14 protein-coding genes and 1 pseudogene are annotated in these 15,511 nt (G+C 59.7%); 8 read left to right on the top strand and 7 right to left on the bottom strand.

The genetic code is table 11. The annotated features are described in order from the left end of the window. Positions 1-6: 6 nt before the first annotated feature. On the top strand, positions 7-225 hold the full coding sequence (locus tag MHH62_RS04435) for a DUF2970 domain-containing protein (protein WP_014718269.1): 219 nt from the start codon (positions 7-9) through the stop codon (positions 223-225). On the opposite strand, the gene MHH62_RS04440 is transcribed toward MHH62_RS04435, so the two are convergent. Then, a complete protein-coding gene (locus MHH62_RS04440; protein WP_014718268.1) occupies positions 222-1,289 on the bottom strand; it encodes an ABC transporter substrate-binding protein in 1,068 nt (355 codons plus the stop codon). The two genes, MHH62_RS04435 and MHH62_RS04440, sit on opposite strands and share 4 nt — an antisense overlap. Positions 1,290-1,714: 425 nt before the next feature. Here MHH62_RS04440 and MHH62_RS04445 point away from each other — a divergent pair, with 425 nt between their 5' ends. From MHH62_RS04445 to poxB, 4 genes and pseudogenes are all read left to right on the top strand, one after another. Next, complete coding sequence (locus MHH62_RS04445) at positions 1,715-3,373, top strand: nitrite/sulfite reductase (RefSeq protein ID WP_003190712.1); 1,659 nt, start codon at positions 1,715-1,717, stop codon at positions 3,371-3,373. Next, positions 3,357-3,851, top strand: a complete 495-nt coding sequence (locus MHH62_RS04450) for a DUF934 domain-containing protein (protein WP_003190711.1) — start codon at positions 3,357-3,359, stop codon at positions 3,849-3,851. Before MHH62_RS04445 ends, MHH62_RS04450 begins: the two co-directional genes overlap by 17 nt. A 133-nt stretch (positions 3,852-3,984) precedes the next feature. Next, positions 3,985-5,217 (top strand): annotated as a pseudogene (locus MHH62_RS04455) (NADH:flavin oxidoreductase/NADH oxidase family protein). Between the two features lie 78 nt (positions 5,218-5,295). Next, entirely contained in the window at positions 5,296-7,020 is a 1,725-nt protein-coding gene (gene poxB / locus MHH62_RS04460) for a ubiquinone-dependent pyruvate dehydrogenase (RefSeq protein WP_069868415.1), read from the top strand. Positions 7,021-7,057: 37 nt separating this feature from the next. Here poxB and MHH62_RS04465 read toward each other — a convergent pair whose 3' ends face one another. Both MHH62_RS04465 and MHH62_RS04470 read right to left on the bottom strand, forming a co-directional pair. Beyond that, positions 7,058-7,999 (bottom strand): transposase, encoded by a 942-nt coding sequence (locus MHH62_RS04465; RefSeq protein ID WP_172832683.1) that lies wholly within the window; start codon positions 7,997-7,999, stop codon positions 7,058-7,060. 311 nt (positions 8,000-8,310) lie between these two features. Further along, positions 8,311-8,868, bottom strand: a complete 558-nt coding sequence (locus MHH62_RS04470) for an NAD(P)H-dependent oxidoreductase (protein ID WP_020301562.1) — start codon at positions 8,866-8,868, stop codon at positions 8,311-8,313. Between the two features lie 227 nt (positions 8,869-9,095). On the opposite strand from MHH62_RS04470, the gene MHH62_RS04475 reads away from it, so the two are divergent. Beyond that, positions 9,096-9,332, top strand: coding sequence for a hypothetical protein (locus MHH62_RS04475; RefSeq protein WP_032874044.1), 237 nt, complete (start codon positions 9,096-9,098; stop codon positions 9,330-9,332). A gap of 49 nt (positions 9,333-9,381) precedes the next feature. Here the strand turns inward: MHH62_RS04475 and MHH62_RS04480 are convergent, their stop codons facing one another. Next, positions 9,382-9,720, bottom strand: coding sequence for a hypothetical protein (locus tag MHH62_RS04480; RefSeq protein ID WP_014718262.1), 339 nt, complete (start codon positions 9,718-9,720; stop codon positions 9,382-9,384). A gap of 183 nt (positions 9,721-9,903) precedes the next feature. Here MHH62_RS04480 and MHH62_RS04485 point away from each other — a divergent pair, with 183 nt between their 5' ends. After that, complete coding sequence (locus MHH62_RS04485; protein WP_014718261.1) at positions 9,904-10,812, top strand: LysR substrate-binding domain-containing protein; 909 nt, start codon at positions 9,904-9,906, stop codon at positions 10,810-10,812. 4 nt (positions 10,813-10,816) lie between these two features. Here the strand turns inward: MHH62_RS04485 and MHH62_RS04490 are convergent, their stop codons facing one another. From MHH62_RS04490 to dnaQ, 3 genes are all read right to left on the bottom strand, one after another. Beyond that, the gene (locus MHH62_RS04490) at positions 10,817-11,386 is read right to left on the bottom strand and encodes a GNAT family N-acetyltransferase (RefSeq protein WP_032903567.1); all 570 of its coding nucleotides are present in this window, start codon (positions 11,384-11,386) and stop codon (positions 10,817-10,819) included. A gap of 20 nt (positions 11,387-11,406) precedes the next feature. Then, positions 11,407-13,662, bottom strand: a complete 2,256-nt coding sequence (locus tag MHH62_RS04495) for an Orn/Lys/Arg decarboxylase N-terminal domain-containing protein (RefSeq protein ID WP_073843189.1) — start codon at positions 13,660-13,662, stop codon at positions 11,407-11,409. 584 nt (positions 13,663-14,246) lie between these two features. After that, a complete protein-coding gene (gene dnaQ / locus MHH62_RS04500) occupies positions 14,247-14,987 on the bottom strand; it encodes a DNA polymerase III subunit epsilon (RefSeq protein WP_164692278.1) in 741 nt (246 codons plus the stop codon). Between the two features lie 202 nt (positions 14,988-15,189). Between dnaQ and MHH62_RS04505 the strand changes: the two genes are divergently transcribed. After that, positions 15,190-15,495, top strand: a complete 306-nt coding sequence (locus MHH62_RS04505; protein WP_032903831.1) for a DUF2388 domain-containing protein — start codon at positions 15,190-15,192, stop codon at positions 15,493-15,495. The last annotated feature ends 16 nt before the right edge of the window (positions 15,496-15,511 follow it).

Below are 15,511 nucleotides of genomic sequence, written 5' to 3' on the forward strand. Positions count from 1 at the left end.
GGCTGTATGGACGACCCAATCGATAACAAGCCGCCGACCTTCTGGCAGATGCTGCACAGCGTGATGGCGGCGGCTTTTGGTGTGCAAAGCGGCAAGAACCGCGCCCGCGATTTTACCCACGGCAAGCCTAGCCATTTCGTGATCCTGGGTATTGTGTTCACGGCGGTGTTTGCCTTGACCCTGTTTGGCATCGTCAAGCTGGTGCTGCACCTGGCCGGGGTTTAACGCAGCAACAGTTGCAGGCTGAATGGGTAACGGTAGGATGCGGGCTTGCCCACCGCTGACAATGCGCGAAAATCCACCGATGGCAGGGGGCCCGATAGCCGGCGTGCCTGGGCGGAGTCGATCAACTGGAACAACGCTTGCTGGCGGTTGCGACCGCCACGGGCGCCGATATCGACACCCTTGGCCTCATCATGGATCAACACCATTGCCCAGCCGCCCAGGGTGAAGTGCCCCGCCACCAGCGTACTCAGGCGCCCGTCCAGGCGTGCTGCAAGGATCTGCGGCGAACTGTTGACCGCACTGAACAACACATCCTTGCCCGGTACCCGACCGCTGTCTTGCAGGGCCTGCATGGCGCCCAATGCCATCTCATCATTGGCCGACCACACCAGGGCCGATTGTGGATAGCGCTTGAGCATCTGCGTGGCTTGTTCGTAGGCGCGCTGGCGGTTCCATTCACCGTAGACCAACTGGCGCAGGCGCACTTGCGGATGTTCGGCCAGGGCGCGGCGCAGGCCCTGTTCACGCAACTGCGCCGCCGGTGTGGTCTTGGCACCGGAAAATGCCAGCAGGTCCAGCGTTGCGCCAGAAGCTATCGGCCCGTGTTGGCGCAACAAGTCGGTCAACATCAGGTAGCCGGCCTGCTCGTCGTCCGCGACCATGCTGCCGATCAACCGGGTGTCGTGGTAGGCGTCCAAGAGCTGCGTCTGGTCGGGCGTCAGGGCGTTGTTGACGATCAGTAATTTCACCCCGCTGCCCTGGGCCATGCGCATGATTTGCGGGGCAACGTATTGCTCATTCACCAGCACCAGGTAATCAGGTCGTTCAGTGCCCAGCAATGCCTCTCGCGCATGGGCCAGGGTGACTTGGTTGTCACGCTCGGAATAGCGCACACGCAAATCCAGGCCGAGGTCCTTGGCGCCGGCCTGCATGAATTGCGCATAACTGACCCAGAAGGTTTCCGAAGACCGGCCAGGGTTGAGAAACACCACCGACGCAGCCTGGGCGATTGCCCCGTACGCCGACCCCAGCAACCACACACACGCCATCAGAACCTTCAACATGGTTGTCTGAACCTTGAACATAGAGCGCCATGATAGTGGCAATTAGATATTCAATCGAGGTTCAATCAACCCGCTGCTTTACTGGTGGCTAACCCAGAACACGGCGGTTCCCACCACCAGGATGATCAAAAATAAAATGGCCCAGGCATCCACGGTACTGTCGGGTTTACGGGCTTTGGTGGAATTGCTCATCGCATCGCCTCTTGTCGGTTTTATAGGTGACTGCACTAAGACTCGATCACAGTAAAGACCAGAGTTGTCCCTGTGACAAATGTGGGTATGGCGATAACGGTTCTCATTAGTCAGTTTGGTTATTTACATATACCCAAACATCACTTTTGCGCATATACGCAAACTGGTATCGTGCGCCGGCTCCGTTGGGAGTGCGCGGCCGTGCGCGCAGATTTGCCGAGAACAGGACCTATATGTACGTATACGACGAATACGATCAGCGCATCATCGAGGACCGCGTCAAGCAGTTCCGTGATCAGACCCGACGCTACTTAGCAGGTGAACTGAGCGAAGAAGAGTTCCGCCCTCTGCGCCTGCAAAATGGCCTTTATGTGCAGCGCTTTGCGCCGATGCTGAGGGTGGCCGTGCCCTATGGCCAACTGACGTCGCGCCAGACGCGAATGATGGCCAAGATCGCCCGCGACTTCGACAAAGGCTATGCCCACATCAGCACCCGCCAGAATGTGCAGTTCAACTGGCCGGCCCTGGAAGATGTGCCGGACATCCTGGCTGAACTGGCTACCGTGCAGATGCACGCCATTCAGACCAGCGGTAACTGCCTGCGCAACGTGACCACCGACCAATTTGCCGGCGTCGCTGCCGACGAGTTGATCGACCCGCGGCCGTGGTGTGAAATCGTGCGTCAGTGGACCACCTTCCACCCCGAATTCGCCTACCTGCCGCGCAAGTTCAAGATCGCCATCAATGGCTCGACCTCGGACCGTGCCGCCATCGAAGTGCACGACATCGGCCTGGAGCCGGTGTACAACGCCGCCGGCGAGCTGGGTTTTCGCGTATTGGTCGGCGGTGGCCTGGGCCGTACCCCGGTGGTCGGCGCCTTTATCAACGAGTTCCTGCCGTGGCAGGACCTGCTGAGCTACCTCGACGCCATCCTGCGGGTTTACAACCGCTATGGCCGTCGCGACAACAAGTACAAGGCCCGGATCAAGATCCTGGTCAAGGCGTTGACCCCTGAGGTGTTTGCCCAGAAAGTCGATGCCGAAATGGAACACCTGCGCGGCGGCCAGACCACCCTGACCGAAGCCGAAGTGCACCGCGTCGCCAAGCACTTCGTCGACCCTGAGTACAAGGCCCTGAGCAATCAGGACGCCGAGCTGGCCGCACTCGACCAGCAACACCCAGGTTTCGCCCGCTGGCGCACGCGCAATACCCTGGCGCACAAGAAGCCCGGCTACGTGGCAGTGACCCTGTCGCTCAAGCCCACCGGTGTTGCCCCTGGCGATATCACCGACAAGCAGCTGGATGCCGTCGCCGACCTGGCCGAGCGCTACAGCTTTGGCCAACTGCGCACCTCCCACGAGCAGAACATCATTCTTGCGGACGTTGAACAAAGCCAATTGTTCACCCTGTGGGGCGAACTGCGCGAAGGCGGCTTTGCTACGCCGAACATAGGCCTGCTGACCGATATCATCTGCTGCCCGGGCGGCGACTTCTGCTCCCTGGCCAACGCCAAGTCGATCCCGATTGCCGAGTCGATCCAACGCCGTTTCGACGACCTGGATTACCTGTTCGACATCGGCGAGCTGGACCTGAACATCTCCGGTTGCATGAACGCCTGTGGTCACCACCACGTCGGCCACATCGGCATCCTGGGCGTGGACAAGAAAGGCGAAGAATTCTACCAAGTGTCCCTGGGTGGCAGCGCCAGCCGCGATGCGAGCCTGGGCAAGATCCTCGGCCCATCCTTCGCCCAGGAAGCCATGCCAGAGGTGATCGGCAAGCTGATCGACGTGTATATCGAACAGCGTACCGAAGATGAGCGCTTCATCGACACCTACCAGCGCATCGGCATCGACCTGTTCAAGGAGCGTGTCTATGCAGCGAATCATTAAGAACAACGCAGTCGTCGACGAAACCTGGCACCTGCTGCCCAAGGACGCGAGCTTCGACGGCATCTCCAACTGCGACGACCTGATCGTGCCGCTGGCACTGTGGCGCGAGCACGGCCATGCCCTCAAGGCCCGCGATGGCGGCCTGGGTGTGTGGCTGGACGCCGATGAAGAAGCCGAAGAAATCGGTGATGACGTGCAGCATTTTCAGGTCATCGCCCTTAACTTCCCGGCCTTCACCGACGGGCGCAACTACTCCAATGCCCGCCTGCTGCGTGACCGTTATGGCTACAAGGGTGAACTGCGGGCCATTGGCGACGTGCTGCGTGACCAACTGTTCTACCTGCACCGCTGCGGGTTCGATGCCTTCGCCTTGCGCGCGGACAAAGACCCGTACGAAGCGCTGGAAAGCCTCAAGGATTTCTCGGTGACCTATCAAGCGGCCACCGATGAACCTTTGCCGCTGTTCCGCCGCCGCTGACACTCTGCAGGAGCGAGGGGAACGCCTCGCTCCTGCCGTTCCATCGCCCGTCAATCCTGTGTGATCGACTCCCGCTTGACATTAAAGTTAACTTTAAGCTTAGCCTGAGACCTCCCTGCTCAGGAGTTAACCCATGTCACCGTTCGAATCGCTGCAACTGCCTAACGGCCAAATCATCGCCAACCGCATCGGCAAGGCCGCGATGGAAGAGAACATGGCGGACCTGCATCAGGCACCGTCCAAAGCCTTGAAGCAGCTGTACAAGACCTGGGCCGACGGCGAACCCGGCCTGCTGCTGACCGGTAACGTGATGGTCGACCGCCGCGCCATGACCGGCCCTGGCGGTGTCGCGCTAGAAAACGAGCAACACCTGGCCAGTTTTCGTGAATGGGCCGACGTAGCCCGGGCCAAAGGTGTGCACTTCTGGGTACAGCTCAGCCATCCGGGCCGCCAGACCATGGCCAACCTCGGTCAACAAGCGTTGGCCCCCTCGGCTATTGCGCTGGATGTGGGCAGTTTTTCCAAGATGTTCGCCAAACCCAAGGCCATGACCGAAGACGACATCCAGGACGTCATCAAGCGCTTCGCCACCAGCGCCCGCCTGGCCGAGCAAGCCGGGTTCACCGGCGTACAGATCCACGGCGCCCATGGTTATTAGTTGAGCCAATTTCTCTCGCCCTTGAGCAACCATCGCACCGACCGCTGGGGCGGCCCCTTGGAAAACCGCGCACGCCTGTTGCTGGAGGTCGTCCGTGCCGTACGTGCCAGCGTCAGCCCTTCATTTTGTGTGTCGGTAAAGCTCAATTCCGCAGACTTCCAGCGCGGCGGCTTCGATGAGACCGATGCGCGCGCAGTAGTGGAGATGCTCAATACACTGCCGATCGATTTGCTTGAGTTGTCCGGCGGCAGCTATGAAGCGCCGGCCATGCAAGGTGAGGCGCGGGACGGCCGCACCTTGGCCCGTGAAGCCTACTTTTTGGATTTCGCCACACAAATGGCGAGCATCGCCACCATGCCACTGATGGTGACCGGAGGTATTCGCCGCTTGCCGGTGGTCCAGCAAGTATTGGACAGCGGCATCGCCATGGCCGGCATCGCCACCGCCCTGACCCTGGAGCCGCAACTGATCAAACAGTGGCGTGAAGGTCGCGACCTCAACCCACAACTCAAGCCCATGGAATGGAAGCGCAAACCCCTGGCCGCCCTCGCCACCCTCGCCGTGGTGCGCGACCAGATGCGCCGTCTGAGCCGCGGCCGCCTGCCCAACCCCAACGTTGCGCCCTGGCTGGCATTGGCCTGTGACCAGTGGTTTATCGCGCGGCGTACGCGGCAATACCGCGCAAGCATGACGCAATCTTCACATTAAAGGCGGAGCATTCGCCGTGATTGAACTGTCCCCTACTGATCAGCAGTTTTTCAACCTCACTGACGATTGGAGTTCCTCATGGCGAAAATCAACCTGGCCCAGCAGTTGGCGACCACCCTGGAACAAGCGGGTATCAAGCGTATCTGGGGGCTCACCGGCGACAGCCTCAATGGCCTGACCGACGCCCTGCGCAGCATGGACAGCATCGAGTGGATGCATGTTCGCCACGAGGAGGTCGCCGCCTTCGCTGCCGGTGCCGAAGCGGCGGCCACCGGCGAGTTGACGGTGTGCGCCGGCAGTTGCGGGCCGGGCAACCTGCATTTGATCAATGGTTTATTCGATTGCCATCGCAACCATGTGCCGGTGCTGGCGATTGCCGCGCAGATTCCGTCATCGGAGGTTGGCCTGAATTACTTTCAGGAAACCCATCCCCAGGAACTGTTCAAGGAGTGCAGCCACTTTATCGAGCTGGTGAGCAACCCCGAGCAGATGCCTCAGGTGCTGCACCGTGCCATGCGTTCGGCGATCCTCAACCGAGGCGTGGCGGTGGTGGTGATTCCGGGAGATGTATCGCTGCTGGAGGTGGAAGATAAGCTCAAGCCGTGGCCGGCCTTGCACGCACCGCGCACCCTGCCGGTTGAGCAGGACTTGCAGCGCCTCACCGACATGCTCCAGAGCAGCGAGAAAGTCACTCTGCTGTGTGGCAGCGGCTGTGCCGGTGCCCACGATCAAGTGGTGGCGCTGGCCGACGCCCTCGGCGCGCCGGTGGTGCACGCACTGAGGGGCAAGGAGCATGTGGAGTGGGATAACCCGTTCGACGTCGGCATGACCGGCCTGATCGGTTTCAGCTCCGGCTACCACGCCATGCTCGATTGCGACACCTTGGTCATGCTCGGCACCGACTTCCCTTATCGCCAGTTCTACCCGACCGACGCCAGGATCATCCAGGTGGACCGCAACCCCCAAGCCCTGGGGCGCCGTGCGACCCTGGATCTGGGCATCGCCGCCGACGTCAGTGAAACCATCGCCGCGCTGTTGCCGCGCCTGACCCGCAAGACCGATCGCAGCTTCCTCGAGACCTCCCTGAAGCACTACGAAAAAGCCCGCCAAGGCCTGGATGACCTGGCGCAACCGTCCAAGGCCGGCCGGCCGATCCATCCCCAGTATGTGGCGCGCTTGCTCAGCGAGCTGGCCGATGATGATGCGATCTTTACCGCCGATGTCGGCTCACCCACCGTGTGGGCGGCGCGTTATCTGAAGATGAACGGCAAGCGCCGGCTGATCGGCTCGTTCAACCATGGCTCGATGGCCAACGCCATGCCTCAGGCTATCGGCGCCCAGGCGGCATTCCCTGGACGGCAGGTGATCTCGATGTCTGGGGACGGTGGTTTCACCATGTTGATGGGGGATTTCATTTCCCTGGCGCAACTGCAATTGCCGGTCAAACTTGTGGTGTTCAACAATTCGTCCCTGGGCTTTGTCGCCATGGAGATGAAGGCTGCAGGTTACCTGGACACCGGCACCGAGCTGAAAAACCCGGACTTTGCGGCCATGTCCAATGCCATGGGCATTTTGGGCATACGTGTGGAGCAATCCGAAGACTTGGAGCCGGCACTGCGCCGTGCCCTGGCCCACGATGGCCCGGTGTTGGTGGATGTGGTGACCGCGACTCAGGAACTGGTGATGCCGCCGAGCATCAAGCTGGAACAGGCCAAGGGGTTCAGCCTGTACATGCTCAAGGCGGTGATGAGCGGGCGTGGCGATGAGGTTATCGAACTGGCACGCACCAACTGGTTGCGATAACCCCATTGTGGGAGATTCTATGGTTGAGGGGCAACCCTCAACCAACTTTTGGCTGATATTCGCTTTGCCCTTTCAGCAGAGCGAACACCACCCTAGCAAGCTTGCGGGCCAGTATTACCAGCGCCTGTGTGGTGCTATAGCCTCGCGCCCTCTGTGCTTGATAAAACGCTTTCCATGTCTCTGTTCGGCTAGCCGCCATCGCTGCGTTATGCAGCAGGCGCCGAGCTTCTGAGTCGCCGCGCTTACTTAAACTACGACGACCATCCTTCTGTCCTGACTTGTTGACGCGCAAATCCATACCAAGAAAGGCGATAAACGCGTCCGAATTCCTGAACTCTCCCCGTTGGAAGGTGGCAATCAAACGCGCGCCAGTCAAAAAACCGATACCTTCGACTTTTAAGCAACGCTTCAACTGACCCAGTAAACCTGCTTCTTTCAGGCAGTCACTGATCATTTTTTCGATTAACCCTTCCAGTCTCTGCATCGACTTCACCTGCTCGGCAAACGAGGCCTTAAGAAGCGGCTCGTTCGCCCAGCTTTGCGTCAGGCTGACGCGCGCCTGAACCAAGGCTGCGCGCCGACGAAACAGGCTTAGAAGATGGCGATACAGCGGTGATGGAGGTGTCCAGGGACGCAGTTCGTCTGCCTCCTTTCTCAAATAGCGGACGAGCAGCTTGGCATCCAAAGCATCGGTCTTGGCCCGGATCTTCACGCTTTCGCGGTAATGCTTGAGCTCATAACCTCCAACCATGTAAACCACGCAACCAGCTTCATGAGCTAGATCAGCAAACTCCAAGTGGTAGATATTGGTGGCTTCAATTGCGATGGCCACTTTGCAGGACAAGGCCTTCAGCCATTTTTTGATAGCGGCTTTGGTGTTTGGGATTGTTTCTAACAGATCGACTTCAGCGTGATAAATCACCAGTTCATTCTTAGCGACATCGACGCCTACGATTGGCTTTGAGACAGAAACTGGCATTGCCATGGGGCTTCCTCCGGGCTAAGGTTTTGAGCACTTGAAGGGCTCACCCAGAGGCGCAGGCTTGTTCCTATCGTCGGTCATAGCCAGATGCATTCTTTATCGGCGCTTGGGTGAAAGGAGGAGGGGCGAAATCTCCCACGGTCTGTACTGCGTCAACAGTCAGAATCGGGCTTTGTCCCTTCTCCTCCCTTCAAGTCCTAGCATACAAGCGGGCTTGCTCGCGAAGGCGGTGTATCAGTCGATGATGTCTCTGCTGAACCACCGCCTTCGCGAGCAAGCCCGCTCCCACATTTGAGCGCATTGCCAAATCAATCCTTCTGTTTTTCTACCCACTTACCGTAGGCATCGATGAATGCCTGCAGGAACGGCTTGGTCTTTTCCGACACCTTCCCCGCCTCATCGAACACACTGCCCGCCCCGCCCAGGTAGGCTTCCGGCTGTTGCATGCACCACACATCCAGGAACACCAGGGACTGGCGCAAATGGTGGTTGGCGCCAAAACCGCCAATGGCACCCGGCGACACGCTGATGATCGCCCCGGGCTTGCCACTCCAGGCGCTTTGCCCGTATGGGCGCGAGCCCACGTCAATGGCATTTTTCAAGGCCGCCGGCACGGAGCGGTTGTATTCGGGGGTGACGAACAGCACCGCGTCGGATGAACTCACTTGTTTGCGAAAAGTACTGTAGGCTGCGGGCGGTGTTGCACCGTCGATGTCCTCGTTGTAGAGCGGCAAGTCGCCGATTTCAACAATGTTCAACTTGAGATTGGCGGGGGCCAGTTCGGCCAGGGCCAGGGCGACCTTGCGGTTGATCGACTCTTTTCTCAAGCTGCCCACCAGGACGGCAATCGTGTAGACCTTGCTCATTGAGGTTTCCCGACTTCTGAATAAAGGAGCTTGTAGTTATAGAGGCTTCGCGACGCGTTCACCAGAGGGTTGTGCGGATTCCCTCGACGTTTTCCTTGCAAGCACTTGCGTAGGAAGCGTCTGAAAATATCAGCGAATAGTATTTTTTTCTTATAGGTAAACTACCCCGCTCCCTGACGGTCTACAGAACCGCAAATCGAGTGTTTATCTCCAGAGGTTCTAAACAGATGGCTGCAGTACTTGTTGGACAGTTTCATGCCAGAGACGCGGAAGGCCGCGTGTATTCGGTGCATGAGTTTCAGGAATCCAACCCGGCGCAAGGCGACCTGGCCGGATCGACGCCCACCACGACCTACAAGCTGGCCATTGGCGACCGTGTAGAAAAGCTGGAAGGTGATGAATTCAAACTGATCCAGTCGGGCACCATTCTCGTGCGCGAGTCCGAAACCACTCTGGCATCGTAAGCGCTTGCCTTGTTCACCTGCTCAGTCCTGGCGACTGGGCTGGGGACGTTCATGGGCGGCGGATCTGCGTCACCTCTATGCCCTGCTCGTCTTGCTTGAGCGTCACCAGCACCTGGCCGTGCTCCCCTTGCACGGTAAACATCGAGCGCTTGTAACCTGCCGCATTGTACGCGGGGTAAGCCTCCACCTCCCTGACCAGGGTGATCCCCACGACTGCGCCCACCTGCTCGCCCACCTGTTGCTGGGAGCGAATAAAGGCTTCCAGTGCGAGATTGTCCGGCGTCGGTTCATCCTGATGATTGAAGAAGTAAGCCGCCAGGCCTCCCACGGTCACCAGGACCACGAGTTGCTTGGCCGTTACCCCGAAGAAAGTCGAGGGTAGAGGCATATGAGACCAGACCTGTTTTTTATTTTAAGTACCGGCAAACCGGCATGGGTCGTTGCTGATCAGACCCGCCATTCTAATGGGGTCCTGGCTGAGCGCCATAGGCCGGGACGACCCCGGCAGTCTTTTTTGCGCACGAAGGCCTGCGCCATTGAATCCCCTGCGCACTGCACATAGACTCCGGCCATGCGTTTACGTCATATCGAAGTGATTCAGGCCATCTTGCAGACCGGCCACCTCGGCACCGCCGCCGAGTGGTTGCAACTCCCCGTGGGCGATGTAGACGCCACCCTCAAGGATGCCGAGCAGCAACTGGGCTTCATGCTGTTCGCCAGCGTGCGCGGGCGCTTGCAGGCCACGCGGGAAACCCTGGAGTTGCAGGCACAAATCACAACTCTGTATGAAGCCCTGGAGCCGTTGCAACGCCTTGCCAGCCGCTTGAAACACCATCATGCTCCGCCCCTGCGCGCCCTCTGCACACCGCCGTTGGCCAACCAACTGTTGCCGCAGAGCATTGCCGCGCTGCGTCGACGCTTCCAGGACATGCCGTGCAACCTGTCGAGCCGGCCAGTTGGCCAGATCATCAACAGCCTGCTGTTGCATGAAGCCGATGTGGGCCTGAGCCTGCATGACCCAGAACACCCCCATATCCAGAGCACGGTGCTGGCCCAAGGCAAATTGCAGTTGCTGGCCCCCCATGGCTGGCTCAAGCCCAAGCAAAAGTACATTGCGCTGCAGGAGTTGGCCGGCCAATCGTTGATCGGCCTTGAAGGCCATGATCCGCTCAGCCGTTTGCTGGACGCCAAGCTGCATGCCCTGCGGCCGGTGCCCGTGGTGCAGACGCGCGTACAAACCTACCCGATGATGCGCGGCCTGGTGGAAGCCGGAGAGGGCCTGGCGATTGTCGACCCGTTCACCGCCTTGGGTGCACGCGAGTCCGGGCTTGATGCGTGCCCGGTGTCACCACCGATAGTGGTCAGCCTGTATGCGCTGACCTTGAAAGACGCTGCGGCCTCCCCTGCATTGAATGCGCTGCTGGAGATCGTCATCCAGAAAGCCGAAAGCCTGCTTGGTAACGACACCAAGCCCCTGTAGGAGGTCAGACCGCCTCCACTTGCGCCTTGAACAACCGATACCAGAAAATCGCGACCTCGCGGGTTTGCGGGTCAATCCCGCGATAACGCAGTTGATCGATGCCGCCCATTACATAGCCACAACGCTCATACAGGCGACAGGCGCCGAGGTTGTTGTTCTGGGTCTCAAGCATCATGCCCGGCAGGTTCTTCTTGCGAGCCCAGAACTGCGCCACGTCCAACAACGACTTGGCCACGCCATGTCGACGCGCCGGTAACGCCACAGCCAACTCGTCAACATGGGCGAAACCGTTCCAGTTGGTGCTGACCACGATATGCCCCACTGCGCGGTCATCCAGGTACGCCATGAAGATCGAGCTGTCGGCGGCATCACGAAAACTGGCGAATTCTTCCGGGTCGATGCCATAGCACTTGCGGTACGGCAGCACTTTTTCCACCGGCCATTGGTCGACGCGCTGGCCCATTTGCGGCACCCCATAGGCGCTGACTTCAAAGCTGAAATCGTTGCCCCACACATAGGCGTCAAAACCTTCGTCGGCGACTCGCACACTGAGCCCTGGATACTTCGGGTTCATCACAGCTTGCATAAACTTCCTTAACCCTTGATGCAATCGACGGTGTAACGACGGCCACTGCCGTCATCTTCGTGTTGCAGCCCATGCACATCCGCGACAAAACCGGGGAAACTGCTATCGAACGTGCGGGCAAATGCCAGGTAATCGATGATTGAACGGGTTGACTCGGTGAAGCGTTCGCCGGGCATGATCAGAGGTATGCCCGGCGGGTAAGGCACCAGCATCACGGCGGCGATGCGTCCGGCCAAGGCATCGATGCAGACCGCCTCCACCTCGCCCCTGACCAGTTGGTCGTAGGCATCGGCGGGTTTCATCGCGATTTGCGGTAATACCGTATACATACGTTTGAGGTGCCTGGCCGTGGCATTGCTACGGTAACAGCTGTGCAACTGGTCGCAAAGGTCGCGCAGCCCCAGGCCTTGATAACGCGCCGGGCCTTGGGCATACACCGACGGCAAGCAACTGGCCAGGCTGACATTGGCATCGTAGCTACGCTTGAACTCCAGCAACTCAGTGAGCAAGGTGCTCCATTTGCCTTTGGTAATGCCCATGGAAAACAGCACGAGGAACGAATACAGCCCAGTCTTCTCCACTACCAGACCGCGCTCCCAGAGGAACTTGCTGACCACTGCGGCGGGAATCCCGCAATCGCTCAAGGCCCCTCCGGCGTTGAGGCCAGGCATCACCAGCGTGACTTTGATCGGGTCCAGCAATACGTAGTCTTCGACCACGTCGCCAAAGCCATGCCATTCATCCCCAGGGTGCAACAGCCAATCCGCCGTGGCGACCCGGTCGATGCCCGCGACCGAGGGTGGCTGCCAGATGGAGAACCACCAGTCTTGGGCCGCTATATGCTGGCGCAAGTTGGCCAGGGCACGGCGAAAACTCAAGGCCTCGTCGAACATTTCCTGAAGCAGCGAGCGTCCGGCCGGGCCCTCCATCATTGCCGAGGCCACATCCAGCGACGCGATGATGCTGTATTGCGGCGAGGTGGAGATATGCATCATGAAGGCTTCATTGAAGCGGTCACGGTCCAGTTGCCGTGCGCCGCCGTCCTGCACGTGGATCATCGACGCCTGGCTGAATGCGGCCAGCAATTTATGCGTACTGTGGGTGGTGAACACCAAGGGGCTGTCCGGCGTGCGCGAGGTGCCCATGCCATAGCGCCCGGCGAAGAACTCGTGAAAGGCAGCATAGGCATACCAGGCCTCATCAAAGTGCAGCACCTCGACACTGTTGCCCAGTTGCTGCTTGATCAGTTCGGCGTTGTAACACAGGCCGTCATAGGTGGAGTTGGTCACCACCGCCAATTTCACTTTCGGTGGTCGCCCACGGGTCAAGGGGCTGGCGTCGATCTTGGCGCGGATCGACTCAGGGCTGAATTCGCTCAGGGGGATAGGGCCGATGATCCCTAGCTCGTTGCGCTCCGGGCACAGGTACAGCGGGATCGCGCCGGTCATGATGATCGAATGCAACACCGACTTGTGGCAATTGCGGTCCACTAGCACCAAGTCATCGCGCCCCACCATGGAATGCCAGACGATCTTGTTGGCGGTGGACGTGCCGTTGATCACGAAGAACGTATGGTCGGCGCCAAAGTTGCGCGCGGCGCGGGCCTCGGCTTCGGCCAAAGGCCCGGTGTGATCGAGCAGCGAGCCCAGTTCGGGCACCGACACCGACAAGTCAGAGCGCAGGGTGTTTTCCCCAAAGAACTGATGAAAGGCCTGCCCCACCGGGCTTTTGCGATAGGCCACGCCACCGCCATGACCGGGGGTGTGCCAGGAATAATTGGAGTCGGCGGTGTGTTGCACCAGCGCCTTGAAGAACGGCGGCAACAGGCCATCCAGGTACGTGCGTGCGGCGCGGGCGACTTGGCGCGCCAGAAACGGCACGGTGTCTTCGAACAGATAAAGGATGCCGCGCAGTTGGTTGAGCTCGCTCATGGCATCGGCGGGCGCGTTTTCCAGCGTGACTTGCTCGCCCAGCGCAAAGATCGGCAGGTTGGGTGCGCGCAGGCGCGCCAAGCGAATCAACTCCACCATGTTCTGCAACAGATGGGTGTTTTCCCCGGCGCCTTCGGCGGCAATCAGCATGCAGGCCAGGCCGTGATGGGTAGCGGCCACTAGCCGCCCCTCGGCGTAGTCCACCGCAGAAAAAATACTGAAGCCCTCCTGTTCCAACTCCCTGGCGATGCCTCGAACCCGGTCACCGGCAACGGTGTCGGCCTTGATGTCACGGTGCACGATCAGAACGGGGAACTTCAGGTCCTTGTACATGAGCACTCTTACTCCGGAGGCTTTGCACAAAGGGTAGAAGCTGGAAGCAGATGTGGCGAATGAAGATTTCACAGGTGGTCGAGAGGTATCTACATAAGTCGCGAGGGAGCTTGCTCCCGTGACGGCCCGCCTGCCGGGCCATACCTGCCTCACACCCGCGATCAAACTGTGGGAGCTGGCTTGCCTGCGAATGCGGCCTGCCAGCCGACACTTATCTACCTGAGGCTCCGCAATCCAAATGTGGGTGGGCTGGGCCGGCATTCCGGCTTTTCCAAAGTGACCCGCTGTCAGAGCGCAACGCTAAGTGGCCATTACCGCAGGAATGGAGATGTACCCAATCCAACCGTGTTGACTGTCAGGCCGCATTCGCGAGCAAGCCCGCTCCCACAATTTGATCGCGGGGCGTCAGGTCGATAGGCGTTGGCTGGCAGGCCGCTATCGCAGGCAAGCCAGCTCCCACAGTTTGATCGCGCAGCGTCAGGTAGATAGGTATTGGCTGGCAGGCCGCCACGGGAGCAAGCTCCCTCGCCACAGATGCAACTGTGTAAGTACCCATGGCTGCAAGCCTGCTCCTACATGAGCGGTTATTGCTGAGTGAGTTGAGTCCACAACGCCGGCGCACCGGCTGCCTTGGCGATCGCTTCCAAGCGTGCCGCATGCTCGGCCAGGTCCTGCTCGCTGGCACGGATGATCGGCGTCGGTTTGCGATCAGCTGGCAAGCGGCGGATTTCCGAAGGGCGGTTGCCCGAGCCTTCCGCCGAACCGCTGCCATCGGACGCATTACCGGCCAGGGACAGGCTGGTCTGCCCGCCGGTCATGGTCAGATAAACGTCGGCCAGGATCTCGGAGTCGAGCAAGGCGCCGTGGAGTTCACGGCCGGAGTTGTCGACGCCATAGCGCTTGCACAAGGCATCGAGGCTGTTGCGTTGGCCCGGGTGACGCTCGCGGGCCATCATCAAGGTATCGAGGATCGTACAGTGCTGGGAGATGTCCGCACGGTCGGTCTGCCCCATCAGGGCAAATTCGTTATTGATGAAGCCGATGTCGAACGCCGCGTTATGGATGATCAACTGGGCGCCATTAATGAATTCGAAGAACTCATCGGCCACTTCGGCGAAGCGCGGCTTGCCCTTGAGGAATTCGTCGGTGATGCCGTGGACGCCAATCGCGCCCTCATCACTGTCGCGGTCCGGTTGCAGGTAGACGTGGAAGTGGCGGCCGGTCAGGCGGCGCCCCATCAGTTCGACACAGCCGATTTCGATGATCCGGTGACCATCGGTCACCGGCATGCCGGTGGTTTCGGTATCGAGTACAACAGATCGGATGGCCATCAGGGTTCAGCTCTCAACGGTTCGGTACAGTTCAAGGGGCGGGATATTAGCACGCTCTGTAAACGAAGCGCCCATGGCACCCAACCACCGGTGGACACCCAACAGTTATTTACAAGATTTCGCAAACTTGCTGCGGATTGCTACGCCCCTCATCGCTAACCTGCGCGCCTCCTCCAGATACGGAATTCCCTGACTCATGTTCAACCTGAAATGGCTGTTCATCCCCTGCCTGCTCAGCGCTGCCGGTGCGCAAGCCACCAGTTTCGTGATGACCACTGACGCCTTGGTGAGCCTGTCGATGAGTGCCACGGGCGGCACCAGCAGCAGCTTCAAGGACGACAAGATTGTGCTGGCAGCCAAGGCCGATGCCGCCTCGTTTGTCGCAAGCGAAGGTGCAATACGCGGTGCCCAACTAGAGTCAGCCTTGCGGCATATTCGCCAGACGAGAGTGGACCTGCGATACACGGACGAACAACTCGCCCGTGCGATCCTGGTTCTGTAAGCGACAACAATCACGG

The organism is Pseudomonas sp. FSL L8-0168 (genome assembly GCF_037976155.1).
GTDB classification, from domain to species: domain Bacteria; phylum Pseudomonadota; class Gammaproteobacteria; order Pseudomonadales; family Pseudomonadaceae; genus Aquipseudomonas; species Aquipseudomonas paracarnis.

Bases quoted from the DNA above. Each gene is read 5' to 3' on its own strand.
- MHH62_RS04505 (WP_032903831.1), top strand. From the start codon at position 15,190: ATGTTCAACCTGAAATGGCTGTTCATCCCCTGCCTGCTCAGCGCTGCC.
- MHH62_RS04470 (WP_020301562.1), bottom strand. From the start codon at position 8,868: ATGAGCAAGGTCTACACGATTGCCGTCCTGGTGGGCAGCTTGAGAAAA.
- poxB (WP_069868415.1), top strand. From the start codon at position 5,296: ATGGCGAAAATCAACCTGGCCCAGCAGTTGGCGACCACCCTGGAACAA.
- MHH62_RS04435 (WP_014718269.1), top strand. From the start codon at position 7: ATGGACGACCCAATCGATAACAAGCCGCCGACCTTCTGGCAGATGCTG.
- MHH62_RS04490 (WP_032903567.1), bottom strand. From the start codon at position 11,386: ATGAACCCGAAGTATCCAGGGCTCAGTGTGCGAGTCGCCGACGAAGGT.
- MHH62_RS04465 (WP_172832683.1), bottom strand. From the start codon at position 7,999: ATGCCAGTTTCTGTCTCAAAGCCAATCGTAGGCGTCGATGTCGCTAAG.
- MHH62_RS04485 (WP_014718261.1), top strand. From the start codon at position 9,904: ATGCGTTTACGTCATATCGAAGTGATTCAGGCCATCTTGCAGACCGGC.
- MHH62_RS04440 (WP_014718268.1), bottom strand. From the start codon at position 1,289: ATGTTGAAGGTTCTGATGGCGTGTGTGTGGTTGCTGGGGTCGGCGTAC.
- MHH62_RS04445 (WP_003190712.1), top strand. From the start codon at position 1,715: ATGTACGTATACGACGAATACGATCAGCGCATCATCGAGGACCGCGTC.
- MHH62_RS04450 (WP_003190711.1), top strand. From the start codon at position 3,357: ATGCAGCGAATCATTAAGAACAACGCAGTCGTCGACGAAACCTGGCAC.
- MHH62_RS04495 (WP_073843189.1), bottom strand. From the start codon at position 13,662: ATGTACAAGGACCTGAAGTTCCCCGTTCTGATCGTGCACCGTGACATC.
- MHH62_RS04475 (WP_032874044.1), top strand. From the start codon at position 9,096: ATGGCTGCAGTACTTGTTGGACAGTTTCATGCCAGAGACGCGGAAGGC.
- MHH62_RS04480 (WP_014718262.1), bottom strand. From the start codon at position 9,720: ATGCCTCTACCCTCGACTTTCTTCGGGGTAACGGCCAAGCAACTCGTG.